The organism is Cellulosimicrobium sp. BMG9.23, assembly GCF_059159985.1.
The window spans coordinates 148,722-174,340 of the sequence record NZ_JBZGBZ010000005.1; the positions used below are offsets into that span (position 1 = coordinate 148,722).

The window sequence follows — 25,619 nt, forward strand, 5'->3', positions numbered from 1 at the left end:
GGCGCGGACGGGTGCGGCGATCACGGGGTGCCCGCGGCGCCCGACGTGTCGAGCTGCTCGAGCGCGAGGTTGAGCGACAGGACGTTCACGCGCGGGTCGCCGAGCACCCCGAGCACGCGCCCGGCCGCCTCGGCCTCGACCAGTGCGCGGACCTCCGCCACGTCCAGCCCGCGGGCCTCGGCGACGCGCTCGACCTGTTGGTCGGCGTACGCCGGGGAGACGTGCGGGTCGAGCCCCGAGGCCGACGCCGTGAGCGCGTCCGGGGGGACGACGGCCGGGTCGACGCCGTCCTCCGCGGCGACCGCGGCCCGGCGCTCCTCGATCGCGGCGACGAGGTCGGGGTTGTTCGGACCGAGGTTCGAGCCCGCCGACGCGAGGGTGTCGTACCCGTCGCCCGCGGCCGACGGGCGCCCGTGGAACCACTGCGGGTCGGCGCCTGGCTCGCCGAAGTCCTGGCCGACGAGCGCCGACCCGACGACCGGCGCGCCGTCGGGAGCGGCGTCGTCGACCCCGGACGCGTGCGAGCCGTCGGCCCGCACGAGCGAGCCGTTCGCCTGCCAGCCGAACCCGAGCTGGCCGACGCCGAGCACCGCGAGCGGGTAGAGGCCGCCGAGCAGCAGGGTCAGGAGGAGGAGGACGCGCAGCCCGGCGAACGACTGCCGGGTGAGCGAGACGACGCCGCCGCCGACCGACGCGCGGGGCGTTCCCGCGGGGCCGCCGTCGGGACGGGTGGGCGAGGTGCTGGGCATGAGGAGTCCTTCGATGTCGTGTGGTGTGTCGTGGGTGGCGGGCTGTACCGGCGGCTGTACCGGCCGGAGGTTCCGGTCAGAAGCCCGGGAGGAGGGAGACCAGCAGGTCGACGAGCTTGATGCCGACGAACGGAGCGACGAGCCCGCCGACGCCGTAGATCAGCAGGTTGCGGCGCAGCATCGACGACGCGGACGCCGGCCGGTACCGCACACCGCGCAGCGCGAGCGGGACGAGCGCGACGATGATCAGCGCGTTGAAGATCACCGCGGAGAGGATCGCCGACTCGGGGCTCGACAGGCGCATGACGTTGAGCACGCCGAGCGCGGGGAACACGCCCATGAACATGGCGGGGAGGATCGCGAAGTACTTCGCGACGTCGTTCGCCACGGAGAACGTGGTCAGCGCGCCGCGCGTGATGAGCAGCTGCTTGCCGATCTCCACGATCTCGAGGAGCTTCGTCGGGTTCGAGTCGAGGTCGACCATGTTCCCCGCCTCCTTGGCGGCGGTCGTCCCGGTGTTCATCGCCACGCCGACGTCGGCCTGCGCGAGCGCGGGCGCGTCGTTCGTCCCGTCGCCGGCCATGGCGACGAGCCGTCCGCCCTCCTGCTCGCGCCGGATGAGCGCGAGCTTGTCCTCGGGCGTCGCCTCGGCCAGGACGTCGTCGACGCCTGCCTCGGCGGCGATCGCGCGCGCGGTCACGGCGTTGTCGCCCGTGACCATGACGCTGCGGATGCCCATGGCTCGCAGCTGGTCGAACCGCTCGCGCAGCCCGTCCTTGACGACGTCCTTGAGACGGACGACGCCGAGCACTCGGGCGGGCCCGTCGCCGACCTGCTCCGCGACGACGAGCGGCGTGCCGCCCTGCGAGCTCACGGCGTCCACGTGGGCGGCCAGCACCTCGGCCGCGCCGCCCGCGAGCGTGCCGCCTGTCGAGCGCACCCACCGCTCGATTGCGCTGCCAGCGCCCTTGCGCAGACGCCGCGGGCCGCCCGCACGAGACGGGTCCACAGGTAGGTCCACAGGCGCGTCCACAGGCAGGTCCACCCCGGACATGCGCGTCTGCGCGGTGAACGCGACGAGCGTCGCGCCCGCCAGCTCGTCGCCCCTCCCGCTCGTGCCCGACGGCGAGGGGTCGCCCGTCCGGGCGAGGTCGCCCGCGTCGTCGGGCAGGCCCGCACCGGGGTACGTGCGCTCCACGAGGTCGACGATGCTGCGGCCCTCGGGCGTCTCGTCGGCGAGCGACGCGAGCCGCGCCGCCGCCGCGAGCTCGTCCACCGAGACGCCGCCGACGGGCAGGAGCTCGGTCGCGAACCGGTTGCCGTGCGTGATCGTGCCGGTCTTGTCGAGCAGGAGCACGTCGACGTCGCCCGCGGCCTCGACCGCCCGGCCGGACATCGCGAGCACGTTGCGCCGCACGAGCCGGTCCATGCCCGCGATGCCGATCGCGGAGAGCAGCGCGCCGATCGTCGTCGGGATGAGGCACACGAGCAGCGCGACGAGCACGACCAGCGACTGCTTCGCCCCGGAGTACGCGGCGAACGGCTGGAGCGTCGCCACGGCGAGCACGAACACGATCGTCAGCGACGTCAGGAGGATGTTCAGCGCGATCTCGTTGGGCGTCCGCTGGCGCTCGCTGCCCTCGACGAGCGCGATCATCCGGTCGACGAACGTCTGTCCCGCGGGCGCGGTGATGCGCACGACGATCCGGTCGGACAGGACGACCGTCCCTCCCGTCACGGCGGACCGGTCACCGCCCGACTCTCGGATCACGGGCGCGGACTCCCCGGTGATCGCGGACTCGTCGACCGACGCGACGCCCTCGACGACGTCGCCGTCCCCGGGGATCGTCTCGCCCGCCTCGACCACGACGACGTCGCCCACGCGCAGCTCCGACGACGCCACCTCGGTCACGGGCAGCGCGTGCAGTCGCCCCGCAGCGGCCGCGTCCGTGACCGAACCGGCGGCGCTCGCCGAGACGACGCGCCGCGCCGTCGTGCTGCGCTGGGTCGCGCGCAGGCTCGACGCCTGCGCCTTGCCGCGCGCCTCCGCGACCGACTCGGCGAGCGTCGCGAACAGCACCGTCGCCCACAGCCACGCGGTGATCCACCACGCGAACGCCGTCGGCTCGACGACCGCTATCACGGTCGTCGCGACGGCCCCCAGCTCGACGACGAACAGCACCGGCGACCGGTACAGCACGCGCGGGTCGAGCTTGCGCACCGCGGCCGGCAGCGCCGCCCGCACCTGCGCCCCGGTGAGCGCCCGCGCCAGCCGCGACCGACCGCCGTCGGCTACGGGACCGCCCGCACCCGACCCACCGCCGTCGGGCGTGGAACCACCGGAACCCGACCCACCGCCGTCGGGCACAGCACCACCGGAAGCCGACCCGTCGCCGTCGGCCCCGACCACACCCGCGGCGACGGACGAGCGGCCGCCGGACCGGGAGGGGCGGCGGGTCGTGGCGGGACTGGCGGGAGCGCCGCGAGGGACGAGCGGCGCGGACGGTAGACCCGCCGCCCCTCCCGGGGAGGCGGACGCGGAGGTGAGCGAGCCACCGGAGGGGGACTCGCGGAAGGCGTCGGATCGAGGACGAGAACTGCTCATGACAAGGACTCCACGACGGGACCGAGGGACAGGACGGGGATGAAGGTGAGGCCCACGACGACGAGCGCGACGGTGCCGAGCAGGCCGACGAACAGCGGCTGGTGCGTCGGGAGCGTCCCGGCCGACGCGGGGACGGCCTTCTGGCTCGCGAGCCGGCCGGCGAGGGCGAGGACGAGCGCGATGGGCACGAAGCGGCCGACGAGCATCGCGAGGCCGAGCAGCGTGTTGTAGTACGGGGTGCCGGTGGTCAGCCCGCCGAACGCGGACCCGTTGTTGTTCCCCGCGGACGCGAACGCGTAGAGGATCTCGGTGAGGCCGTGCGGACCGGTCTCCTGCTGGCCGGCGAGGCCGGCGGGCAGCGTGACGGACAGCGCGGTGCCGACGAGGACGACGGCGGGCGTCGTGAGGATGTACAGCGCGACGAGCGTGATCTCGGGGCGGCCGATCTTCTTGCCGAGGTACTCGGGCGTGCGACCGACCATGAGCCCGGCGACGAACACGGCGACGATCGCGAGGACAAGCATCCCGTAAAGGCCGGCGCCCACACCGCCCGGCGCGATCTCGCCGAGGAGCATGTTGAACAGGACCACTCCCCCGCCCGGTGCGGTGAGCGAGTCGTGCATGGCGTTGACCGCACCGGTCGACGTGCCGGTCGTGGCGGTGGCGAACAAGGCGCTCGCCGCGAGCCCGAACCGGGTCTCCTTGCCTTCCATGGCGGCTCCCGCGGCCTGGGGCGCGGCGCCCGGGCCGGCGAGCTCGGACCAGGTCACGAGGGTGAGCGCGACCGTGAACAGTGCGCCCATCGCGCCCAGGATCGCCCAGCCCTGGCGACGGTCGCCGACCAGGAGCCCGAACGTGCGGGGCAGCGTGAACGGGATGACGAGCAGCAGGAAGATCTCGAGGAGGTTGGTGAACGGGTGGGGGTTCTCGAACGGGTGGGCCGAGTTGGCGTTGAAGAACCCGCCGCCGTTGGTGCCGAGCTCCTTGATCGCCTCCTGGGACGCGACCGGTCCGCCGAGGACGTGCTGGGACCCGCCCGCGAGCGTCTCGACGGCGGTGTGCGGGTTCAGGTTCTGGATCACGCCGTTGGCGACGAGGACCACGGCCGCGACGAACGCGATCGGCAGGAGGATCCGGACGACGGAGCGGGTGAGGTCGGTCCAGAAGTTGCCGATCCGCGCGTCGGTGCCGGAGCGTGCGAACCCGCGGACGAGCGCGATCGCCACCGACATCCCGACCGCGGCGGAGACGAAGTTCTGCACGGCGAAGCCGGCCATCTGCAGCAGGTGACCGGCCGCGGCCTCGCCGGAGTACCACTGCCAGTTCGTGTTCGTCACGAACGAGACGGCGGAGTTCCAGGCGCCGGCCGGGTCGAGCCCGGTGAACCCGAGGTCGAGCGGGAGATGCTCCTGCAGGCGCCCGAGCCCGTAGAGCACGAGCACGGAGACGAGGGCGAAGCCGAGCAGGGAGAAGAGGTAGGTGCTCCACGTCTGCTCGGCGTCGGGGTCGACGCGCGCGGCGCGGTAGCCGACGCGTTCGACGGCGAGGTGGCGCGTCGACGTGTAGACGCGGGCCATGTACGCGCCGAGAGGGGCGTGCACGGCGGCGAGCGCGACGACGAGCAGGGTGACCTGCCCGACGGCGGCCCACACGACCGCGGGGTCCGTGCCGGTGGTCACAGCGGTGGTCGCAGCGGTGATCACGGCGCGCTCACCGGGCCCGGTCGCTGCGCAGCAGCGCGACGAAGAGGTAGCCGAGGGTGCCGACGATCGCGGCGAGCGCGATCCAGTCGAGGATCATCACCGGGTGCCTCCCGACGATCCGTGCCGGCGCGCGACGAGCGCGACCGCGGCGAAGAACGCGACGGTGAGGAGGAGGTAGGCCAGGTCGGCCATGAGCGGGACGCCTTCGCGACGACGGGCGGCCGGTCGCGCTGGGCGCGGCGGCCGGAGCGCGACGTCCGCGCTCCCTGCCGTTCTACGTCCGCCGGCACCCGCGCCGGGTGCGTCCTGACGGAACCCTGACGCCCGGCCTCCGGTCCCTGACGGCATCCTGACCGGCGGCGTCCGGCCCGCGCTGCCGGACGCTTCGTGGGGAGAACGTGACGACCGCGTGACCGCTCGCGGAAGCGCGGGGTGCGGACCGTCGTCGGGCACCTAGGATGTGCCGCATGATCTTCAAGGCCGTCGGAGACGGGCGCCCCTACCCGGACCACGGCAAGGTGAGCGTCAAGGACTGGACGGACGTACCGCCCCGCCAGGTGCGTCTCGACGAGCTCGTGACGACCAAGCGCACCCTCGATCTCGACGCCCTGCTCGCCGAGGACTCGACCTTCTACGGCGACCTCTTCGCGCACGTGGTGGAGTACGACGGCGTCCTCTACCTCGAGGACGGGTTGCACCGCGCCGTCCGTGCGGCGCTCCAGCAGCGCGCGATCCTGCACGCTCGCGTCCTGACGCTCCGATGAGCGCGCCGTCGGGTAGGTTTCTGGCGTGACCACCGAGCCCGACCGCGCCCGCTCCGTGCGCCGCCGGCGCATCCACGAGCGCCAGGCCGTCGTGTTCGGGCTGCTCATCGCCGCCCTGGCCGTCACCGGGCTGGGTGCTCTCGCGGTGTACACGGGGGCGATCGACACGCCGTTCTCGCGGCCGTTCTCCACGCCGGAGGTGGTCGACGCCCTCGCGGACGTCGAGGTGCCGTGCCTGCCCGAGGGCGCCCTCCCGGCGGCATCGGGTGACGTGCACGTGACGATCGTCAACGCGTCGGGCCGGGACGAGCCGCTCGCGGGCATCAACCAGGACGTCCTCACGGAGCGCGGGTTCACCATCGACGGCGTCGCGAACGCCGAGGACCTGGACGGCGACGGCGAGCCCGACGCCCTCGCGCGCACGCAGATCCACTTCGGGGCGGGAGGCATCGCCCCCGCCTACACGCTCGGGGCGCACTACCCCGAGCCCGGGCTCGTCCTCGACACCCGCCAGGACACCACCGTGACGCTGTACGTCGGCGCGGACTTCGAGGACCTCGTGGACCTCGAGCTGATCGGGATCACCCCCGACGTCCCGCTGGAGAACCCGGAGGGCTGCGTGCCGGTGGACCAGATCACGCCGCGCCCGCTGCCCGTCCCGCCCGCCGAGGGCTGACGGACCGCCACGGCGGCGGTACCTCCTGCGACACCCGAACGGCTGCACCGACAACCCCTGCGACACCCGAACGGCTGCCCCTGATGAATCCCCTGCCCCTGCGTCCTGCGCGCGTCGACGACCCCGCGGAGGTCGTCCGCCTCTACGACGTCTGCCTGCGCACCGGCGCGTCGGGCACCGACGCGAGCGGCCTCTACGCCGACCCGCGCCTGCTGGGCGAGGTCTACCTCGGGGCGTACCTCGCGCTGGAGCCGGGGCTCGCGTTCGTGCTGGACGACGGCGGGGGTGCCGTGGGCTACGTCGTCGGCGCGCGGGACACCGTGGCGTTCGACGCCGCGTGCGAGCGCGACTGGTGGCCCCCGTTGCGCGCGCGCTACCCGCTGGGCTCCTTCCCCGACGGCTCGGCGGACGAGGCGCTCGTGCGGCAGATCCACGCGCCGCACCGCCCGGAGCCCGACGTGGTCGGCGCGTTCCCCGCGCACCTGCACGTCGACCTCCTCCCCGCTGCGCAGGGCGGGGGCAATGGTCGCCGGCTGCTCGAGACCCTGTTCGACGCGCTGCGCGCCGACGGCGTCCCGGGCGTCCACCTGGGCGTGGCGCACGCGAACGTCGGCGCCGTCGGGTTCTACCGGCACCTCGGTTTCACCGAGCTGTCCGGCGACGACGGCGGCATGACCCTGGGCCTGCGGCTCTGACGTCCGCTCGCGAACCCGGGGTTGCGGGCCACGGGCGACGCCGAAACCCGGGTTACCGGCCACCCCCTCGGCCGAACCCCGGGTTGCGTCGCCATCGCGGACCTGATCGCGGCACAACCCGGGGTTCGGCGTCGGTCGGTGCCGAACCCCGGTTTACGTCGTCATCAGGCGGTTGATCGCGGGCCAACCCGGGGTTCGGCGCCCGTGGGTCGGGGTGCATTATTCGGGCCCGACGGCGGGAGGCCGGTCCTGGGCGTCCACAGTCCCGGATTCGACGTTCCCTTCCACAGCCGCGCTCGTCGAGACGCTCTCGGCGTCGCCCGGACGGCTGGAATGCGTCCATGCCCACGCCGCTTCGCGCCGTCCCTGACGATCTCCTGGTCGTCGCCGCCCGTCAGGAACGCCTCGTCAGCACGGCTCAGTGCCGCGACGCCGGCCTCGGCCCAGCGGTCGTCGATCGCCTGCTCCGCGCGGGGACGTGGTCACGCATCACCCGCGGCGTGTACGACACCGACACGACTGCTGTCGTCCAGCGGCCGCACGACCATCGACGCCGACGCGCCGCCTGGGCGGCGCTCCTCGCCTTCGGCCCGGACGCCGTTGCCGTCGGACCGTGCGCGCTGGCACTGCTCGGCGTGACCGGCCTACCGACCCGCGTGACCCCGCAGGCGGCTCTGCCCGGGGGTCGTGCGCTGGAGTCGCGAGACGGCGTCGTCCTGCGCATGTTCGACGACGGGATGTCGGTCGCGCGGGTCGGCGACCGGTACGTCGCCAGCCCGGAGTGGGCGCTCGCGCAGGCGGTGCCGGAGCTGGACCGCGGACCGGCCGTGTCCGTGATGGACTCGGCTCTCCACCTCGGGCTCGTCGATCCGGCCGGCCTGGACCGGGCGCACGACCACGCGCGCGGACGACGCGGCGTCGCCCGCACGCACGCGTGGTGGGAGCTCGCGGACGGACGCTCCGAGTCGCCGCTCGAGACGTGGGCCCGCCTCGACTGCCACGACGGCGGCGTCCCACCCGACGTGCTGCAGGTGCCCTTGGTGGGCGCGAGCGGCGCGGCCCGCCGCGGCGACCTCGGCTGGCGGCTCGACGACGGACGGTGGCTCCTCGCCGAGGTCGACGGCGCCGAGGTCCACGACACGCTCGTCGCCGCGTTCGCGGACCGGGAACGCCACAACGACCTCGTCACCGGAGACGTCGCCGCGGTGCTCCGCTTCACGTGGCACGACGTCACGGTTCCAGGCCGCACGCACGGCACGGTGCGCCGCGCGCTGGGGTCGGCTGCGCGTCGTCGGGCCGCCTGAGCGGGAGACGACGTTCCCGTCGTGGGCCGAACCCGGGGTTGTCACTCCCTCACGCCCCTGAGCGCGGTACAGGCCGGGGTTCGGCGTGCTCGTGGCCGAACCCCGGGTTACCTCGCCCCTACCCGGCTGAGCGGGGCGCAACCCGGGGTTCGGCAGGGTCAGCGCGCGTCGTGGACCGCGGGCTCGTCACCGCCCGGGGCCGACGCCGGGCTGGCGGGCTCCTGGCTCGTGCCGCGCCACCGGGCGATGTTGCGCATGAGGTGGTAGATCACGAGCGCTGCGGCGGTGCCCAGCGCGATGCCCTCGAACGACAGGTCGCCGACGACCCAGGAGAAGTTCGCGATGCCGATGACGAGCGGCACGGCGGCGGTCGTGAGGTTCACGGGGTCGGAGAAGTCGACGCGGTTCTGCACCCAGATCCGCGCTCCGAGGATGCCGATCATGCCGTAGAGCATCGTTGTCGCGCCGCCGAGCACCCCGGCGGGGATCGTCGCGATGAGCGCGCCGAACTTCGGCGACAGCGACAGCACCAGCGCGGTCGCGGCGGCGACCCAGTACGCGGCGGTCGAGTAGACGCGCGTCGCGGCCATGACGCCGATGTTCTCGGCGTACGTCGTGGTGCCCGACCCGCCGCCGATGCCAGCGAACGTCGTCGCGAGCCCGTCCGCGAACAGCGCGCGGCCCGTGAGATCGTCGAGGTTCCGCCCCGTCATCGCGGCGACGGACTTCACGTGACCGACGTTCTCCGCGATCAGCACGAGCACGACGGGCACGAACAGGCCGAGCACCGCGACGTCGAACGTCGGCGTGACGAACTCGGGCAGGCCGAACCAGCCGGCCTCGCGCACGGTCGTGAAGTCGACCTCGCCCTGGATCATGGCGGCCACGTAGCCGATCACGACACCGACGAGGATCGACAGCCGCCCGAGGATGCCCTTGAACAGCACGGTCACGAGGATGATCGACGCAAGGGTGATCGTCGCCGTGACGGGCGCGAGCTGGTAGTTGTTCCAGGCGGCGGGCGCGAGGTTGAGGCCGATGAGCGCGACGATCGTGCCCGTGACGATCGGCGGCATGACGACGTCGATCCAGCGGGCGCCCGCGAGATGCACCACCAGACCGATCACGGCGAGCACGACGCCCGTGACGAGGATCCCGCCCACCGCGACCGACTGCCCCTGCGACGCGGTCGCGGCACCGATCGGCGCGATGAACGCGAAGCTCGACCCGAGGTAGCTGGGCAGCCGGTTCCGCGTGATGAGCAGGAACCCGACGGTCCCGATCGCGGAGAAGAACAGCGTCGTCGCCGGGGAGAACCCGGTGATGAGCGGCACGAGGAACGTCGCGCCGAACATCGCCACGACGTGCTGCATGCCGATGCCGATGGTCCGCGGCCAGGACAGCCGCTCGTCAGGATCGACGACGTCCCCCGGAGCTACCGTCTTGCCGTTCCCGTGCACCCGCCACCCGATGGCGCTCATGACTTCTCCTGTCCGTGAAGTTCGTGTGAAGACCCCCGGAGCAGGGTAGTGCCCGCGCGTCACGGCTTCGTTCCCGAGCCTGCGCGGCACCTCGCCAGCAGCACGCCGAACCCCTGGTTGCGCTCCGATCAGGCCGACGATCGCCGCGCAACCCGGGGTTCGGCAGGGACACTCAGCCCGCGGCGTGCGTCAGGAGGAACGCGAGGAGGTAGGAGCGGGTGCTGCCGTCGTCGATCCGTTCCTCCGGGAGCGAGCGTGCCACCTCCAGAGCCGACGCCGCGTCGTCGGGCCCGGCGAGCGACGCGTACATGAGGAGCTGGTCGCCGAACATCACGTCCCAGGACGCCGCGTCGTCGCGGGGGCCCGCGAGCTCATTGTCGAGGTTCGCCCGGATGCGCTCGGGGTCGCCCGCGAGGTAGTCCGCCACCGGCTGCGACGGCAGCACGAGGATGCCGAGCATGGCGCCCGGCTCGGCGCTGAACCACGTCGCGTAGTCCCGCTTGCCGCCCCACACGAGCGACGTCACGCTCGGCGTGAACCCGGCGATCGCGGGGTCGTCGCGGTCGAAGTCGGTCCAGTAGGCCCTGGCCGACGCCGCCTCGGCGGACAGGAGCCAGCGCGCCTGCGCCTCGAGCTCTGAGTCCTCGGGGGTGTCCCCCGACGCGGCCGCCCACAGTGCGAGCCCGTTCCACGCGGACACCGCCTCCGACGCCGACTCCTGGTTGTTCCCGTCGGCGAACGGCGAGTAGCCGGAGGCCCACGAGTGGCCGGCATAGGCGTCGAACACGCGCAGCGCCGGGAAGTCCTCACTCCCGGCTCCCGCCGCGACGTCCGCCGCGAGGAGGTCGAGGACGGGCGCGAGGTCGGCCGCGAGCGCCGGGTCGTCCGCCGCCACGACGCCCGCCGCGTAGAGGAAGTAGCCGTAGTGGAAGTGGTGGTCGTTGAACTCCTCCGAGCCGAACGACGGGGTCTTCCCGACCACGCCGCGCACGGCGGGGTCGTAGACGAAGCACCGCGCGTCGCGCGCCGAGCACCCGTCCGGTTCCGCCCACTCGCGCAGCGCCGCGGTCAGCTCCTCGCGGAGCGGCCCGGACACCTCGTCGGCGCCGAGCTGCTCGGCGAGCGAGAGCAGGTTCGCGTCGCGCGCGAGCGACTTGCCGCCGAAGTAGGTGTCCGACGGCAGCGGCTCGCGCGCCGCCCAGTCGGCGCGCACCTGGTCCGCGATCTCGGCCTGGGCATCCGCGTCGAGGACCGAGAGGTCGAGCGTCCCGGCGGGTTCGACGGCGGGGCTCGCCCACGCGAGGGTGGTCGCCGTGCACACGTCGACGGTCCCGCGCACGGTCGCGTACGTCCCGAGGTCGCACGTCACGGTGTCGACGCTGCCGCTCTCGCGCTGGTGCGGCATGCGCACGACGACGGTCCCCGGCCCGTCGGCACCGGCGTCCGTCGCGTACGTGATCGCCGTGGTCACGGCGTCGTCGGTCACGCCGTAGGCGAGCGTCGTCCCCGTGACGGGGGCGGTGGCCGCCTCGGCGAGCGTCGTCAGCGCGTCGTCGGCGGGGTCGTCGGACGATCCGTCGGGCAGGTCGTCCGGGACGGGGAGGAAGGCGACCGACTCCCCCGCGGCGAAGTCGAGCGAGCGACCGTCGTCGCCGAGCACGGACTCGTCCGACGGGCCGTCCGGTCCGACGAGCAGCCAGTCGTGCCCGTCGACGTCGGCCGTCACGAGCCCGTCCGACGCCGCGAACGCCTGCGTGAGGCCCGCCGTCTGGTCCGTCGCCGCGGTGTACCGCAGCACGGGTGATCCCTCGACGAGCAGCACGCTGCCCAGCGCCGCGCCCGAGACGTCCTGCAGCTCGAGCGTCACCGACGCCGTGTCGTACGCCGTCACGCGCGACGTCGTGGCCCCGACGTCGACCCCGACCTGGGGTACGAACGGGCCGAGGATCGACGTCTCGGTCACCTGGACCTCCGGCAGACCGACGCCGAACCCGCCGTCGGTGACCCCGAACGCGAGCGGCACCGGGAAGACCGGGAGCGGCTCCTCGCCGAACACCAGCCCCGAGAACCAGCGGTTCGTCGGGGGAACGAGCCCGTCTGCGAGGCGCATCGCCGGTGCAGGCCCGACGGACTCCTGCGGCAGGATCGCGGGGTCCACGTCGGGCGCCGTCCCCGTCCGGTCCGCCGTCGGGAGCCCGACGGCGTCGCTCGCCCCCGGCGTGCCCGTCGCGCCAGGAGTGGCGTCCGACGTGAACAGTGCACAGCCACCGAGCGCCAGCACACCGGCCAGGGCGGCGGCCCCCGCGGCGCGAGCGAGCAACGGCCGCCGCCCGCGAGATCGACCCGAGCGCGCGAGATCGACCCTCAGAAGGTCGACGTCACGACGCACAGGTCGGTCTCGCGACGCACCGCGGCGGGCCGTCACAGCCCGACCTTCCGCAGGAACTGCCCGAAGCTCTCGTTGACGCCGGCGAGCACGCCGTCGTCGTGCAGCTCGATGCTCGCCGTCACGGGGGTCCCGGGCACGAGGAGACCGGTCTGCCCGCCGCCGTCTTGACCGCCGTCGGCCTGCCCGGCGTCGACGAGCGCGTCGCTCGTGATCTCGACGGTCGCCTCGGCGGTGTCGTCCGCGTTCGTCACGGACACCGACGCGACCTCCCCGGGGATCTCGCTCTGGTCGGGAAGGACGATGGTCACGGGGGCGCCCTGCCGCACGCGCGCGTAGTCGCTCGGGTCGAGCGACACCTCCGCGTCGACGAACAACGACCCCGCGCGGTCGAGCGTCGCGATCGTCGAGCCGGCCTCGACGAACGCGCCCTCGCGAGCGGACACGTCGGTCACGACGGCGTCGTAGGGCGCGACGAGCGTGATCGTCCCGTCCTCGCCCACCTGATACGCCTTCGTGTCGGCGCTCACGAGGCCGATCGACAGGTCGTGCTGCAGCGTCAGGCTGCTCACCGTGAACAGCGGGTCGCCCTCGGCGACCTCGTCGCCCTCGTCGACCAGCGACTGGGTCACCGTCCCGGCGTAGTCGGTACCGATCCCGAGGGACTCGGCCCGGATCGTGGCCGTCTCGCTCGTGGCCTGGCTGAGCCGCCGGTTCATGACGAGCGTCAGCGCAGCGCACACGAGCACGACGGCGAGCAGCCCCGCGACGAGGCGCAATCGGTTGGACCAGGTCATGCGACACCTCCGGCAGGACGAACGGCGGTCGGCGCGGGCGCGCCGTCGGGCACGGATGACTCACGGCGACGAGCCGCGCGCGAGTCCGGCGAGGCAAGGGCTTCCGGACCCTCGTCAGGGCGAGCCGACCGCAACGCGGCGGGGAGGGACGACGACGCCGGGTCGTGGTGGGTCTGGCGGGAGCCCGCGAGGGACGAGGGGGTGGGGAGGGGCGGCCGTGCCGGGTCGTGGCGGGTCTGGCGGGAGGCGCCGAGGGACGAGGCGCCGGATGGTAGACCCGGCACGGCCGCCCCTCCCCGCCCCCGGGGCCCACGACCGCGACGACCACCACGGGCAGCCCGCTTCGCCGCCGACGACTCGCGGAACGCCGTGACGACGAACGCGCCGAGGATGAACGTGTTGGTGACGTTCCACGCGAGCGCCAGGCTCGGCATCGGGTCGCCCCACTCCTTCCACACCGCCACCCCCGACGTGATGAGCAGGAACGCGAAGAACAGCACCTGCGGCATCATGAAGTTGAAAGGGGACGCCCTTCCTGTGCCCTTCGACGTCCCCCCGGTGACGTGCCACGCCTGCTCCTTGCCCGTCATCGCGTTCCACAGGGCCTTCGTGTAGATGGGGAAGGACACCGACGCGAGCATGAGCACCTCCCACCGGAACGACCCGAGCGTGAAGAACGCGATGGCGATCTGCAGCACGTAGAACCCGGCGTAGTACAGGAGCCACGTACCCCACGAGATGGTGAGGTTCATCGGGGTGAGGTCCAGGTAGATCTGCAGCGGCGGCACGAGGAGCAGCACGAGCGGCGCGATGCCGGCGAGGTAGTGCGTGGCCGTCACGGTGTACTGGAGGCGCTGGTCGAGCGTGAGGTGGCGGCGCGGGCTCAGCGGGTTGTGCTGGAGCATGATCTCGAACCCGCCGGTCGCCCACCGCAGCTGCTGCTTGGTGTAGGCCTCGACGGTCTCGGGAGTGTCACCGACGGCGAGCGTCGTGGGGATGTAGACCGTCCGCCACCCGCGCTCGTGGAGCATGAGCGAGGTCCACACGTCCTCGGACTTGGAGTCGGTGTGCATGCCGCCGATGTCGTCGATCGCGGCGCGGCGGAAGATGACGTTGGTGCCGACGCAGAACGCGGCGTTGAACCGGTTCCGGCCGGGCTGGACGAACCGGTAGAACACGGCCTGCATGTACCCGGCGCCGCGGGAGATGAGGTTGTGGAGGTTGCCGTAGGTCTGGGGCGTCTGGACGAACGCGACGTCGTCCTTGACGAAGAACGGCACGGTCTCGACGAGGAACTCCGGCTTCGCGACGAAGTCGGCGTCGAGGATGACGAACAGGTCGCCCTTCGCGATGGCGAGCGCGTGGTTGACGTTGCCGGCCTTCGCGCCGTTGCTCGACAGGCGCCGCACGTAGCGGGCGCCGAGCTGCGCGGCGAGGTCGCGCACGTCGTCGGACCGGCCGTCGTCGAGCACCCACGTGCGGTGGGTGCCCCGGATCGCGAGCGCGGCGCGCACGGTGCGTGCGATGGTGTCGAGGTCCTCGCCGTACGTCGTGATGAAGACGTCGACCGTGACGGGCTGGTCGTGCAGGTACAGGTTCCAGCGGGTCGGGTCGTCCTCGGCGCCGTCGCGGATGATCTCCGGCACGTCGAACAGCCGGTCCTTCGCGTGGTGGAACGAGAAGCCGCGCGGGTCGTGCCCGCTCGACAGGACGGTCCACATCGCGAGGAGCGCCTGCGCGACGAGCACCGTCTCGGCGGTGATGACCATGGCGTACGGCAGCGCGTCGCCGCGGTTGGCGGGGTTGAGGAGGAAGACCGCGTACGCGACGACTCCCAGCGTCGCGAGCAGCATGATCATGACGAGCGACGGCGAGCGCGCCGCGGAGTTCTCGTCGCGGGGCGGTCCGGTGGGGCGCTCGGGCTCGGTGCGCGGACCGAAGGGCTCAGGCCGCACGTACTGCGTGCGGCGGGGGGTGACGACCAGACGGTCGAACTCGGAGACGGCCATCGCATGTCCTCGGGTCTCGGTGGGCTCGAGCGACGGGTGCCGAAGATCGGCGGGGGGCGCGAGCCCGCGCCGGGGCCTTCTGCGCCCGGGGTGCGGCGACGTCGTCGGCGTCGTGAGATCTGCGGTGCGGTCTCGGCACGGCCTGGTGGCGTGGCGGGTCCCGAGACGGGTCGAGGTGGCCCGCTCGGGAGCGGGCCACCTCGTCGTCTGCGGCGAACGTAACCCCGGTCCGGGGTGGTGTCACGGGTGAAGGAGCGGACCGTCGGTCCGTGTCCTGGTACGCACGTGCCGGTCGTGGGAGGCCTCCGGCGCGCCACGCTGAGGGAGCCGCCGGGGCACGGCCGTTGGGAACGCTCGCGTCGTGGGGTGGTGCCCGACGACGCGTGGCCGCCGCGGGGACGTCGCGGCACCACGGACCGGAAACAGCCCGTTCACCGGGCGAAACCCAGAATTCACCGGGGCGCCGGCGTCGCGCGTCCGCCCCTCGGACGCGCGACGCGGCACGATGGTCGTACGGCCGGCTCGGCCCGCCGTCGCTCAGCCGAGCTGAGGGCGCACCTCGTCGGCGACGAGCTGCAGGTGGTCGAGGTCGTGCAGGTCGAGCACCTGGAGGTAGAAGCGCGTCGCGCCCTGCTCGGCTGCGGCGGCGAGCTTGTCCGCCGCCTCGGAGACCGTCCCGGCGATCCCGTTGCGGCGCAGCTCCCCGGGCTCGCGACCGATCGCCGCGGCGCGGCGTGCGAACTCCGCCTCGTTCTTGCCGACGGCCACGACGAACGCTGCCGAGTAGGCGAGGGAGTCGGGGTCTCGGTCGGCGTCGAGGCACGCCGCGCGCACGTTCTCGAACCGCTCGGGCAGCACGCCCGGGTCGGGGAACGCGGCGTTGTACTCGCTCGCGTACCGCGCCGCGAGCGCCGGCGTGCGGCGCGGGCCGTGACCGCCGACGATCACGGGGATCCGCTCCTGCGCGGGCTTCGGCAGTGCCGGAGAGTCCTTGAGCGTGTAGTGCTCGCCGCTGAACGAGAAGGTCTCACCGACCGGCGTCTCCCACAGGCCCGTGATCACCGCGAGCTGCTCCTCGAGGATCCCGAACCGCTTCTCCGGGAACGGGATGCCGTACGCCTCGTGCTCGCGTGCGAACCAGCCGGCGCCGAGACCGAGCTCCACCCGACCGCCCGACATCTGGTCGACCTGTGCGACCTGGATCGCGAGCACGCCGGGGTGGCGGAACGTCGCCGAGGACACGAGCGTGCCGAGGCGGATGCGGCTCGTCTCGCGGGCCAGCCCGGCGAGCGTCGTCCAGGCGTCCGTCGGGCCGGGCAGGCCCTCGCCGTCGCCCATGACGAGGTAGTGGTCGGAGCGGAAGAACGCGTCGAAACCGAGGTCCTCGGTGGCCTTCGCCACGGCCAGGATGTCGTCGTACGAGGCGCCCTGCTGGGGCTCGGTGAAGATGCGCAGGTCGATCTGGGTCATGGCGTCAGTCTGCCCGACGGCGGCACCTGCGACGTCCGGGGCTCCCGCCCGAGGCGTCAGCCTGCGTCCAGCGGCACGAGGTCGAGCTCCTGGAACTCTGCGACCTCCGGGACCCAGCGGTCGGCGACGAACGCCCGGTGCGCGGGGTGGGCGTCGTACGCGGCGTACGCGGCGGCGTCGTCGAACACCATGGAGAACTGGAAGGCGAGCGGGCTCTTCGTGCTCACCTGGCGCGAGACGGTGAAGTCCTGGACGCCGGAGATCGCCGTGAGGGTGCGACGACCCGTCGCGAGGAACTCGGCCTCCTCGGGGCTGTCGACGGCGTGGACGAGGCGGAAGGCGACGGTGTGCTGGATCACACCCGCCACCCTAGGTCGCCGACCGTCCGACGGCGGCAACGGCGCGCAGGCGCCGGGACGGCCCACCCCCGTAGGGTCGTGCCATGCGCGTGAGCACCGTGATCCTGCCCGTGTACCCGTGGCGAGAAGGGCAGGAGGTGTGGCGCGAGGCCGACGGCCTCGGGTTCCACACCGCGTACACGTACGACCACCTGTCGTGGCGCACGTTCCGTGACGGGCCGTGGTTCGGCACCGTGCCGACGCTCGCCGCGGCTGCGGCCGTGACGGATCGCGTGCGCCTCGGGACGCTCGTGACCTCGCCGAACTTCCGCGAGCCGGTGACGTTCGCGAAGGACGTCATGACGCTCGACGACCTGTCGGACGGCCGGGTGACGGTCGGCCTCGGCGCGGGGACCACGGGGTTCGACGCGAGCGTGCTGGGTGGTGAGCCGTGGTCGGCGCGCGAGCGGGCCGACCGCCTGCGCGACTTCACGGTGCTGCTGGACCGGCTGCTCACCGAGCCCGCGGTGACGCACGACGAGGGCCACTACCGCGCGCACGAGGCCCGCACGATCCCCGGCTCGGTGCAGACGCCGCGCGTGCCGTTCGCGATCGCCGCGACGGGTCCGCGTGGGCTGCGGCTCACGGCCCGCTACGGTCAGGCCTGGGTGACGACGGGAGACGGCCGCCTCGGCGACGACGCGACGCCCACGCAGTCCCGGGCGGCGGTGCGCGCCCAGGTGGAGCGCCTCGAGGCCGCGTGCGACGACGCCGGACGAGACCCGTCCGACGTCGAGCGGATCCTGCTCACGGGGTTCATCCCCGACCGGCCGCTCGCCTCCGTCGACGCGTTCGTCGAGACCGCGGCCGGGTACGCCGAGGTCGGGATCACGGAGATCGTCGTGCACCGGCCCATCCCGGGCACGCAGTTCGAGGGCGAGCAGGCCGTGTTCGAGCGCATCGCGACGGAGGGCGCACCGCAGGTCGCCGCGCTCTGACGACGTCGCCGAGCGAACGCCGGTACGCCGGTGCGGCGACGTCGCCTCGCCGAACCCCGGGTTACGCGTCGATCGGGCTCCGCGGTGCCCCACAACCCGGGGTTCGGCACGTCATCCCGCCGCGCCACCGCTCAGCCGAGCCGGCCCACGGGACGGTAGACCAGGTGCGTGACGCGTGACGCGGCGCGCACCGACACGACCTCGAGGTGCTGGGGCGGGACGCCGTCGAACACGCGGTCGCCGTGCCCGAGCACCTGCGGCACGACGTGCAGCCGCACCTCGTCGACGAGCCCGGCCGCGAGGAACTGGTTGATGGTCGCGGCGCCGCCCGCGATCGAGACGTCCTTGTCGCCCGCCGCCTCGCGCGCCTGCCGCAGCGCCGACTCGATCCCGTCCGTGACGAACGTGAAGGTCGTACCGCCCTCCATCACGAGAGGCTCGCGCTCGTGGTGCGAGAGCACGAACACCGGCGCGTGGTACGGCGGCTCGGGGCCCCACCAGCCGGTCCAGCCGAGGTCGGGCTCACCCCGGTCCGGTCCGAACATGTTGCGCCCCATGATGTACGACCCGGCGGACAGGATGGCCGCGAGCTCCTCGGCGTTCTCGTCCGCCGTCTCGAACATCCACCCGTGCAGGTCCACCCCCTCGCCGAACGGGTGCTCGGCGGTCTGGTCCGGGCGGGACGAGAACCCGTCGACCGACACCGCCACGTCGAACGTCACACGACCCATGACACCCTCCCGCACTCCCCGGCCCGCACGGACCGCCGTCGTCCTGACGCTGCTCCGACCGGAACGGACCCGAGAACTCATCGCCGGCGACGTCCGGAGCGAGGACCGGGGCGCTACCTCGCGGGACCGGAGTGCTACCTCGCGCTCAGGCGGTGGCGGGGGCCTCCTGGGTCGCGATGCGCAGCGCGGCGACGAGCTCGCGGTAGAGCTCGTCGGTCGCGAGGAGCTCGGAGTGCGTGCCGCGCGCACGGACTCGACCCGCCTCCATGACGAGGATGAGGTCCGCGTCGATGACGGTCGAGAGCCGGTGCGCGATGGTCACGACGGCCCGGTCGCGCGCGAGGTCCTCGATCACGGCGTGCACCGCGGCCTCGGTGAGACCGTCCACCTGGGCGGTCGCCTCGTCGAGGAGCAGGACGTCGGGCGCGTGCAGGACGGCGCGCGCCAGGGCCACGCGCTGGCGCTCGCCCCCGGAGACGGTCGTCCCGACGAGCGACGTGTCGAGACCGTCGTCGAGAGAGCGGACCTTCGCGGCGAGACGCACCTTCTCGAGCGCCGCCCACATCGCGTCCTCGGTCGCGCCCGGGGTCGAGAGCTGCAGGTTCTCGCGGATCGTCCCCGGCACGACCGGCGTCTCCTGCTCGACGTACGCGAACCGGCGGCGCACGTCGTCGAACGTCAGCGCGTCGTACGGGACGCCGTCGAGGAGGATCTGCCCCGACTCCGGCTGGAGGAACCGCAGCAGGAGCGAGAACGTCGTCGTCTTGCCCGCGCCCGACGGCCCGACGATCGCGACCTGACCACGGCGGGGGACGTCGAGGTCGAGGTCGTGCACGACGGGCTCGCCTCCGGGCAGGTACCGCGCGGTGACGCCGCGCAGCGCGAGGCGCGGGACGTCGTCGGGCACCGCGACCGTGCCCGACGCCGCGGCCGCCTCGCGTACCTCGCCCGCCTCGGCGCCGGGGCGCGCGAGCGGTGACGTGGCCGCGCGGTGGGTGCCCGCGCTCGCCACGTCCTCCTCGACCTCGATCGCCTGCACGTCGCGGATGCGGCCTGCGGCGGCGATGCCCGCCTGGAGCTGGGTGACGTTCATCGTCAGCCCGGTGACGGGCTCGACGATCTGGAACGCGTAGAGCAGGAACGCGACGAGGCCCGAGACCGCGAGCAGACCCTGGTCGACGCGCCACGCCCCGAGCGCGAGCACGGCGATGATCGCGAGCTGGATGCCGCCGCCCGCGATGGTCCACGCGACGGCCTCGGTCCGCACGGCGCGGACGCTGTGCCGCGCGGACGCCTGCGCGTCGTCGAGCACGCGGTCGACCTGGCGGCCCTCGGCGCGGCTCGCCTTGATGGTCCGCACGGCGCGCAGCCCGCCCTCGAGCGTCCCGCCCAGGCTGCCGAGCGACTCCTGCGCCTTCTCCTGGGCCTTGGCGATGCGGGGCATGAGGGCACCGACGAGCACGCCGATGACGACGATCGCGGCGAGGGTCGTGCCGAGCAGGGCCATGTCGAGGACGCCCATGAGCACGATCGTCCCGACGAGGGACACCGCGAGGTTCACGAGGTTCACGAGGCTCGACGACGCGGCCTCGCGCAGGAGCACCGTGTCCGAGGTGACGCGCGTGACGAGCTCACCGGTCGGCCGACCGGTGAGCGCGCCGATCTTCGCGGCGAAGTACCGGCGCACCATGGAGGACCGGGCGTCGAGGACGACGCGCTCCGCGAGCGTCCCGAGCAGCACCCACTGCCAGAGCCCGAGGACGAGACCCACGACGAGGAGCCCCACGAGGGTCAGGACGGCCGGCGTCAGCGACGCGCCGGTGCCGAGGGTGTCGAGCACCCACTTCGTCACCATCGGCGTGGCAAGGGTCGCCGCGGTGGTCCCGAGGCCGAGCACGAGGCCCAGCGCGAGGGTCCGGCGGTGCGGACGGACGAACTCCCAGAGCACCTTGAGCCGCGGGAGGAACGGTCCCTTCGGCTCGGTCTCGGGAGTGGCGCGTTCGGGGCTCGTGAGCGTGCCGGCGGTGTCGGGGGTAGCCATACCGTCAACCATGGTTGACATCCGATCTGCTGTCAACTGTGGTTGACGGCATCGAGAGGGCGTGCGGGTGAGGAGTGATCCCTAGTGGAACACGGCTGTTCCATTCTCGGCAAGGTGTGTGCCACTCGCGCGGTCGCTAGGGTGAGGCTCGTGACGGCACGGACGAGCGGCGGGACACGGGACCGCAGCACACAGGAAGCGGACGCCGCGGTCCCGGAGACCACGGAGACGGCCGCCCGCGCGCGCACACGCCGCGCGATCCTCGAGGCGGCGACGTCCGTCCTCAGCGCGGACAAGTCGGCGTCGCTCGCCGACGTCGCCCAGGCGGCGCACGTGGGTCGCACGACGCTGCACCGCTACTTCCCCGAGCGCGCGGACCTCGTCGAGGCCATCGGCGCGGAGGCCGTGGAGCGAACGCGCGCGGCGATCACGGCCGCGCGGCTCGACGACGGCGACCCCGCGGCGGCGCTGCGGCGGCTCGCGTTCGAGTACTTCGACCTCGGCCCCTGGTACATGGTGATGTTCAACGAGATGTCGGACGGCGAGCCGGCGTTCTGGGCCGAGGCCGAGGACGCCGAGGAGCCCGTCCGCGAGCTCCTTCGACGAGGGCAGGCGGACGGCGTGGTCGACGACCAGCTCAGCGTCTCGTGGCTCGTGCGCACGCTGTGGTGGATGCTGTTCAACGCCTGGTCGATGGCCGCCGAGGGCGAGATCTCCCGGGCCGACGCGCTGCGGATGGCACTGCGCAGCATCGAGGGCGTGGCCCTCGCCCGGCCCGCGGGGAGCTCGTCATGACGGCGGCCGGCGGTCACGCTCCCGGGGGCGGGCAGCACCGCGGCCTCGGCGAGCGCGTGCGCCGCTGGTGGCAGCGCGCCGACGAGGTCCGTACCAGGACGCGGTGGTCGAGCGTCGCGACGGTGCTCGGCGGCGTCGTCGTCGCCGTGCTGTGCCTGGTGCTCGTGCTGCGGGGACGGGTGTGGGCGTGGATCCCGTGCGTCCTGGCCGCCGCGGTCGCGCTGCGCGAGGTCCGCTACCTCCAGCGCGTCGCCCGGGGCGGACGACGAGGTCCGCGGTACCAGGAGAACGCGCCGCGCTGACCGTGCGACCGGGAGGTCATCCGCAGGTCGCACAGCCGCGTCGGGCAGGATCCACCGAACGGGCGACGCGCGGAGGGCGCCCGACCACGAAGACTGGGGTACGGCGTCGGGCAGCGGCGCCGAGAATCCCGGAGGCACCCGTGACGAGCCAGACCCCCGCCCGCGCGACGACCCCGCCCACGACGACCCCACCCACGCGCGCCGCGGCGCGCGGCCTGCGGTTCACCGCGCGCCGCGCCCGCCGTACGCCCGCTCCGGCCCGGCCGGCCGTCCCACCCGTCGAACGGGCCAACGGATGGGTCGTCGCCCTGGCGGTCGCCGCGGGGGCGGTGCTGTTCTCGGTCCTCGCGATGAACGCGTTCCTCGGCGGCTGAGGCTCCGTCCTCTCCGCCTCGCTCAGACCGGCTCGGCCGGCGCCACGACGGGAGCGGTCGCCGCCGGGCGACGCGCCGGCGCGAGCCCACGCGCCACGCCTGCCCGCTCGAGATGGCGCGCGAGCAGCAGGCCCGCCCACGTCCCCACGAGCGAGCTCGCGATCATGAGCACGACGATGAGCACCTGCACGACCGGCGCCATCGACGCCGCGTCGAAGGCGACGAACGCCGACCACGTGTACAGCGCGGCGAACACGAACGTCGCCGCGTAGAAGAACCACGGCGCCCACACGCGGTAGAGCGTCACGAGGAACGCGACCTCGAGCGCCGCGCCGACCATGAGGCACGTGAGGATCGACGACGCCCCGAGCGGCGACGCCGAGCTGATCACCCCGGCGACGAGCATCGTCAGCACCGCCGCGCCCGGGCGCCGCACGAGCGCGAGGGCGAGCACCGGCCCGACGATCCACAGGCCGAGCATCGCGGAGTACAGCACGGGGACGGTCGCCGACAGCGCCGCCGCGACGAAGTTCGCCGGGACGAGCAGCACGCCCGACGCGGCGCCGATCGCGGCACAGGTCATGAGGTACCGCGTGGTCAGGGACTGTCGGCGAGGTGCGGAGGGCATCGTGGCTCCGGGGGTCGTGGGGTCGGGGGGTCGTGGGGTGAGGGAGGGGCGGCCGAGGGTCAGCCGGAGAGCGCAGGGACGACGACGAGCGCGATCCCCGCCGCGAGGCCCCACGTCGCGACGAGGAACACGACGTCGCGCACGCGGAACGGCACGACGACGCGCTCGGTGCGGGTCGCGTGGGCCCCGAAGGCGCGCGCCTCCATCGCGAGCGACACGCGCTCGCCGTGCCGGATCCCGCCCGCGAGCAGCGGCACCGCGTAGCCGAGCTGTCGTCGTGCACCGGCGAACGGGCCGCGGCCGTGGTCGACGCCGCGCACCCGGTGGGCGGCGCGGATCACCTCGAGCTCGTGACCGAACCGCGGGACGAACCGCAGCGCCGCGAGCGCCGCGTAGCCGACGCGGTAGGGCACGCGCAGCTGCTGGACCATCGCGCGCACGACGTCCTGGCCGGTGGTCGAGAGCCCCCCGATCAGCACGAGGAGGAGCAGCGCGCACGTGCGCAGGCTCGTCGCGAGCCCGACGGCGAGCGCACCGGACCACAGCTCGAACGGCCCGACCGTCAGGAGCAGCGTGGTGTCGTCGACGCCGAGCGGGTCGGTGAGCACGCCGAACGACACCGTCATGACGGCGGCGAGCGCGGGCAGCCCGAGCAGCAGCGCCGCCAGGACACGGCCGGGCGGTCGGACCATCACGAGGATCACGGCGAGCGCCGCGAGCCCGATGAGCGCCGGGGTGAGCACGTCGCGCGTCGTGAAGACGTAGACCACGACGGGCAGCGGTCCGAGGGCGGTGACGAGCGGGTCATAGGTACGCAGGTCCCACGCCGGCCCGGCGAAGGGACCGAGCCGCGCGGGCTCGGCCGGGCGCGTCACGGCGGCGGCGGTCATGCCGTGGCCCCCACGGGTGCCGGGGACGCGAGGGATGCCGGGGGGCCGGCGGGCGTCGGGGCCGTGACGGGCAGGTCCGCGAGGCGCGTGACGGTCCGCCACGCGGGGTGCGCGAGGTGCCGCGTCGCGCGCGCGAGCGGCGGCGGCCGCAGCCCGGCCGCGCGCAGCACGGCGTCGTCCGCGAGGACGTCGGCCGGCGCGCCGTCGGCGAGCACGGCACCGTCCGCCAGCGCGACCACGCGGGTCGCGTGCTCCGCGACGAGCTGCATGTCGTGGCTCACGACGACGACCGCGGTCCCCTCGCGGTGCAGCGCGGTGAGCAGGTCGAGCAGCTCGGCCGCCCGTTCGCGATCCTGCCCGTAGGTCGGCTCGTCGAGCACGAGGACGTCGGGGCGGCACACGATCGCCGTCCCGACCGAGAGCCGCCGCTTCTGGCCGCCGGACAGGAGGAAGGGGTGGCGGTCGCGCAGGTCGGCGAGGCCGAAGCGTCGCAGCACGTCGTCGACGCGTTCCGCGACCTCGTCCTCCGCCATGCCGCGCACGCGCAGGCCGAGGGCGAGCTCGTCGTCGACGCGCGACGTGACGATCTGGTGCTCCGGGTTCTGGAACACGAAGCCGACGCGCTGCGCGAGCTCGCGCGGGTCGGCGGTCGTCGGGTCGAGACCGGCCACGGCGACGCTCCCGTCGAGGGCGCCGCGCCGGGGGCGGAGCACTCCCGCGGCGAGCTGCGCGAGCGTCGTCTTGCCCGCGCCGTTCGCCCCGACGACGGCGACGAGCTCGCCCGGCGCGACGGCGAGAGACACGTCGCGCAGCACGGTCGTGGTCGCCCGCCCGCGGCCGCGGCGGAACGTCAGGCGGTCGACGACCAGCACGGGAGCCGTGGCACCGGTGCCGTCCGGAGGCGGATCGGCGGGGCGCGGGTCGGGCAGGACGGGGACGGCGTCCAGCGCCGTCGCGAGCTCTTCCGGGGTGAGCGGAGCCGGGTCGAGGTGGACCCCGGCCTCTCGCAGGCGCAGCGCGGCGAGCGTCGCCGTGGGCAGCCAGACGCCGAGCCGGGCGAGCTCCTCCGCGTGACCGGCGAGCACGTCGCGAGCCGGGCCGTCGAGCACGAGGCGGCCCGCGGCGTCGAGCACCACGACCCGGTCGACGAGCGACACGGCGGCGTCGAGGTCGTGCTCCACGAGCAGGACCGCTCGGTCGCCGCGCGCCACGACGTCGCGCAGCACCGCGTAGACCTCCTCGGTGCCGACGGGGTCGAGGTTCGCCGTCGGCTCGTCGAGCACGAGCAACGGTGAACCGAGCGCGAGCGCGCACGCGACGGCGAGGCGCTGCCGACCGCCGCCGGAGAGCGTCGCGGGGTCGTGGGCGCGACGGTCCCAGAGGCCCACCGTGCGCAGCGCCGCCTCGGCGCGTGCGAGGACCTCGTCGACGTCCAGCAGCAGGTTCTCGGGGCCGAAGCACACCTCGTCGAGCACCGTGCCCGTCACGACCTGCGCGTCGGGGTCCTGGAAGACCATCGCGACGTCGCGCGACAGCTCGGGCGGGGTGTGCTCCGCGGTCGACCGCCCGCGCACGTGGACGGAACCCTCCAGGTCGGCGCCGACCACGTGCGGCACCAGACCGTTCGTCGCGAGCGCGAGCGTCGACTTGCCGCAGCCCGACGGCCCGAGCAGGAGCACCGCCTCGCCCGCGCGGACCTCGAACGTCACGCCGCTCGGGGTCGGCGCCGGGCGGCGCGGCGCGGCGTCCGGGGAACCCAACGCGTCCGTCGCGTCCGTCGCGACGTCGTCGTGGTGGACGTGGTGCCGGATGCTCACGCCGCGCACGGCGAGCGTCGGCGCGTCCGTGGACGCGCCGGTCGGCGTCACGTCCCGGGGCACGCA

The 25,619-nt window shown here is 73.8% G+C and carries 23 protein-coding genes; 8 read left to right on the plus strand and 15 right to left on the minus strand.

The genetic code is table 11. The features are described from left to right. Positions 1-20 precede the first annotated feature (20 nt). The 4 genes from kdpC to AC4H2G_RS09440 form a co-directional block, all read right to left on the minus strand. Complete coding sequence (kdpC, locus tag AC4H2G_RS09425) at positions 21-749, minus strand: K(+)-transporting ATPase subunit C (protein ID WP_494365496.1); 729 nt, start codon at positions 747-749, stop codon at positions 21-23. A 76-nt stretch (positions 750-825) separates the two neighbouring features. After that, the gene (kdpB, locus tag AC4H2G_RS09430) at positions 826-3,117 is read right to left on the minus strand and encodes a potassium-transporting ATPase subunit KdpB (RefSeq protein ID WP_494365497.1); all 2,292 of its coding nucleotides are present in this window, start codon (positions 3,115-3,117) and stop codon (positions 826-828) included. Positions 3,118-3,350: 233 nt separating this feature from the next. After that, positions 3,351-5,006 (minus strand): potassium-transporting ATPase subunit KdpA, encoded by a 1,656-nt coding sequence (gene kdpA, locus AC4H2G_RS09435; RefSeq protein WP_494365754.1) that lies wholly within the window; start codon positions 5,004-5,006, stop codon positions 3,351-3,353. A gap of 58 nt (positions 5,007-5,064) precedes the next feature. Further along, entirely contained in the window at positions 5,065-5,154 is a 90-nt protein-coding gene (locus AC4H2G_RS09440) for a potassium-transporting ATPase subunit F (RefSeq protein ID WP_494365498.1), read from the minus strand. A 370-nt stretch (positions 5,155-5,524) separates the two neighbouring features. On the opposite strand from AC4H2G_RS09440, the gene AC4H2G_RS09445 reads away from it, so the two are divergent. The 4 genes from AC4H2G_RS09445 (at position 5,525) to AC4H2G_RS09460 (ending at position 8,496) form a co-directional block, all read left to right on the plus strand. Further along, positions 5,525-5,821, plus strand: a complete 297-nt coding sequence (locus AC4H2G_RS09445) for a type II toxin-antitoxin system VapB family antitoxin (RefSeq protein ID WP_251149990.1) — start codon at positions 5,525-5,527, stop codon at positions 5,819-5,821. A 25-nt stretch (positions 5,822-5,846) separates the two neighbouring features. Next, entirely contained in the window at positions 5,847-6,497 is a 651-nt protein-coding gene (locus AC4H2G_RS09450) for a LytR C-terminal domain-containing protein (RefSeq protein ID WP_494365499.1), read from the plus strand. An 83-nt stretch (positions 6,498-6,580) separates the two neighbouring features. Continuing rightward, positions 6,581-7,192, plus strand: a complete 612-nt coding sequence (locus AC4H2G_RS09455) for a GNAT family N-acetyltransferase (RefSeq protein ID WP_494365500.1) — start codon at positions 6,581-6,583, stop codon at positions 7,190-7,192. 341 nt (positions 7,193-7,533) lie between these two features. Next, positions 7,534-8,496: a type IV toxin-antitoxin system AbiEi family antitoxin domain-containing protein gene (locus AC4H2G_RS09460; RefSeq protein ID WP_494365501.1), complete on the plus strand. Its 963-nt coding sequence runs from the start codon at positions 7,534-7,536 to the stop codon at positions 8,494-8,496. A 158-nt stretch (positions 8,497-8,654) separates the two neighbouring features. On the opposite strand, the gene AC4H2G_RS09465 is transcribed toward AC4H2G_RS09460, so the two are convergent. From AC4H2G_RS09465 to AC4H2G_RS09490, 6 genes are all read right to left on the minus strand, one after another. Further along, a complete protein-coding gene (locus tag AC4H2G_RS09465) occupies positions 8,655-9,977 on the minus strand; it encodes a uracil-xanthine permease family protein (protein WP_494365502.1) in 1,323 nt (440 codons plus the stop codon). A gap of 172 nt (positions 9,978-10,149) precedes the next feature. After that, on the minus strand, positions 10,150-12,258 hold the full coding sequence (locus tag AC4H2G_RS09470) for a glycosyl hydrolase (protein ID WP_494365503.1): 2,109 nt from the start codon (positions 12,256-12,258) through the stop codon (positions 10,150-10,152). A 140-nt stretch (positions 12,259-12,398) separates the two neighbouring features. Then, positions 12,399-13,160 carry an efflux RND transporter periplasmic adaptor subunit gene (locus AC4H2G_RS09475; protein WP_494365504.1) on the minus strand — a complete coding sequence of 254 codons (762 nt, stop codon included), beginning with the start codon at positions 13,158-13,160 and terminating at the stop codon, positions 12,399-12,401. After that, the gene (locus tag AC4H2G_RS09480; RefSeq protein ID WP_494365505.1) at positions 13,157-15,169 is read right to left on the minus strand and encodes a glycosyltransferase family 2 protein; all 2,013 of its coding nucleotides are present in this window, start codon (positions 15,167-15,169) and stop codon (positions 13,157-13,159) included. Before AC4H2G_RS09480 ends, AC4H2G_RS09475 begins: the two co-directional genes overlap by 4 nt. A 537-nt stretch (positions 15,170-15,706) precedes the next feature. After that, the gene (locus tag AC4H2G_RS09485) at positions 15,707-16,630 is read right to left on the minus strand and encodes an LLM class F420-dependent oxidoreductase (RefSeq protein ID WP_494365755.1); all 924 of its coding nucleotides are present in this window, start codon (positions 16,628-16,630) and stop codon (positions 15,707-15,709) included. Positions 16,631-16,695: 65 nt separating this feature from the next. Further along, positions 16,696-16,998 (minus strand): Dabb family protein, encoded by a 303-nt coding sequence (locus tag AC4H2G_RS09490; RefSeq protein WP_494365506.1) that lies wholly within the window; start codon positions 16,996-16,998, stop codon positions 16,696-16,698. 83 nt (positions 16,999-17,081) lie between these two features. On the opposite strand from AC4H2G_RS09490, the gene AC4H2G_RS09495 reads away from it, so the two are divergent. Beyond that, a complete protein-coding gene (locus tag AC4H2G_RS09495) occupies positions 17,082-17,975 on the plus strand; it encodes an LLM class flavin-dependent oxidoreductase (RefSeq protein ID WP_494365507.1) in 894 nt (297 codons plus the stop codon). Positions 17,976-18,106: 131 nt separating this feature from the next. Here AC4H2G_RS09495 and AC4H2G_RS09500 read toward each other — a convergent pair whose 3' ends face one another. Together AC4H2G_RS09500 and AC4H2G_RS09505 are read right to left on the minus strand one after the other, a co-directional pair. Then, positions 18,107-18,706, minus strand: coding sequence for a dihydrofolate reductase family protein (locus AC4H2G_RS09500; protein ID WP_494365508.1), 600 nt, complete (start codon positions 18,704-18,706; stop codon positions 18,107-18,109). 145 nt (positions 18,707-18,851) lie between these two features. Further along, entirely contained in the window at positions 18,852-20,747 is a 1,896-nt protein-coding gene (locus tag AC4H2G_RS09505) for an ABC transporter ATP-binding protein (protein WP_494365509.1), read from the minus strand. A 150-nt stretch (positions 20,748-20,897) separates the two neighbouring features. Between AC4H2G_RS09505 and AC4H2G_RS09510 the strand changes: the two genes are divergently transcribed. The 3 genes from AC4H2G_RS09510 to AC4H2G_RS09520 all read left to right on the plus strand — a co-directional run bounded on the left by AC4H2G_RS09510 (position 20,898) and on the right by AC4H2G_RS09520 (position 22,218). Further along, the gene (locus AC4H2G_RS09510; protein WP_494365510.1) at positions 20,898-21,542 is read left to right on the plus strand and encodes a TetR/AcrR family transcriptional regulator; all 645 of its coding nucleotides are present in this window, start codon (positions 20,898-20,900) and stop codon (positions 21,540-21,542) included. Then, positions 21,539-21,844 (plus strand): hypothetical protein, encoded by a 306-nt coding sequence (locus tag AC4H2G_RS09515; RefSeq protein ID WP_494365511.1) that lies wholly within the window; start codon positions 21,539-21,541, stop codon positions 21,842-21,844. The genes AC4H2G_RS09510 and AC4H2G_RS09515 overlap by 4 nt, the downstream gene beginning before the upstream one ends. Positions 21,845-21,984: 140 nt before the next feature. Next, the gene (locus tag AC4H2G_RS09520) at positions 21,985-22,218 is read left to right on the plus strand and encodes a hypothetical protein (RefSeq protein WP_494365512.1); all 234 of its coding nucleotides are present in this window, start codon (positions 21,985-21,987) and stop codon (positions 22,216-22,218) included. A 22-nt stretch (positions 22,219-22,240) separates the two neighbouring features. Here the strand turns inward: AC4H2G_RS09520 and AC4H2G_RS09525 are convergent, their stop codons facing one another. From AC4H2G_RS09525 to AC4H2G_RS09535, 3 genes are read right to left on the minus strand one after another with little or no spacing between them, the layout of a single operon-like run. Beyond that, on the minus strand, positions 22,241-22,846 hold the full coding sequence (locus tag AC4H2G_RS09525) for an ECF transporter S component (protein WP_494365513.1): 606 nt from the start codon (positions 22,844-22,846) through the stop codon (positions 22,241-22,243). Between the two features lie 59 nt (positions 22,847-22,905). After that, positions 22,906-23,736, minus strand: coding sequence for an energy-coupling factor transporter transmembrane component T (locus AC4H2G_RS09530; RefSeq protein ID WP_494365514.1), 831 nt, complete (start codon positions 23,734-23,736; stop codon positions 22,906-22,908). Then, on the minus strand, positions 23,733-25,616 hold the full coding sequence (locus AC4H2G_RS09535) for an ABC transporter ATP-binding protein (RefSeq protein ID WP_494365515.1): 1,884 nt from the start codon (positions 25,614-25,616) through the stop codon (positions 23,733-23,735). Before AC4H2G_RS09535 ends, AC4H2G_RS09530 begins: the two co-directional genes overlap by 4 nt. Positions 25,617-25,619: the final 3 nt, after the last annotated feature.

Coding starts and splice junctions, on each gene's coding strand:
- kdpC (WP_494365496.1), bottom strand. CDS start 749: ATGCCCAGCACCTCGCCCACCCGTCCCGACGGCGGCCCCGCGGGAACG.
- AC4H2G_RS09440 (WP_494365498.1), bottom strand. CDS start 5,154: ATGATCCTCGACTGGATCGCGCTCGCCGCGATCGTCGGCACCCTCGGC.
- AC4H2G_RS09445 (WP_251149990.1), top strand. CDS start 5,525: ATGATCTTCAAGGCCGTCGGAGACGGGCGCCCCTACCCGGACCACGGC.
- AC4H2G_RS09455 (WP_494365500.1), top strand. CDS start 6,581: ATGAATCCCCTGCCCCTGCGTCCTGCGCGCGTCGACGACCCCGCGGAG.
- AC4H2G_RS09460 (WP_494365501.1), top strand. CDS start 7,534: ATGCCCACGCCGCTTCGCGCCGTCCCTGACGATCTCCTGGTCGTCGCC.
- AC4H2G_RS09465 (WP_494365502.1), bottom strand. CDS start 9,977: ATGAGCGCCATCGGGTGGCGGGTGCACGGGAACGGCAAGACGGTAGCT.
- AC4H2G_RS09475 (WP_494365504.1), bottom strand. CDS start 13,160: ATGACCTGGTCCAACCGATTGCGCCTCGTCGCGGGGCTGCTCGCCGTC.
- AC4H2G_RS09480 (WP_494365505.1), bottom strand. CDS start 15,169: ATGGCCGTCTCCGAGTTCGACCGTCTGGTCGTCACCCCCCGCCGCACG.
- AC4H2G_RS09495 (WP_494365507.1), top strand. CDS start 17,082: ATGCGCGTGAGCACCGTGATCCTGCCCGTGTACCCGTGGCGAGAAGGG.
- AC4H2G_RS09500 (WP_494365508.1), bottom strand. CDS start 18,706: ATGGGTCGTGTGACGTTCGACGTGGCGGTGTCGGTCGACGGGTTCTCG.
- AC4H2G_RS09505 (WP_494365509.1), bottom strand. CDS start 20,747: ATGGCTACCCCCGACACCGCCGGCACGCTCACGAGCCCCGAACGCGCC.
- AC4H2G_RS09515 (WP_494365511.1), top strand. CDS start 21,539: ATGACGGCGGCCGGCGGTCACGCTCCCGGGGGCGGGCAGCACCGCGGC.
- AC4H2G_RS09525 (WP_494365513.1), bottom strand. CDS start 22,846: ATGCCCTCCGCACCTCGCCGACAGTCCCTGACCACGCGGTACCTCATG.
- AC4H2G_RS09530 (WP_494365514.1), bottom strand. CDS start 23,736: ATGACCGCCGCCGCCGTGACGCGCCCGGCCGAGCCCGCGCGGCTCGGT.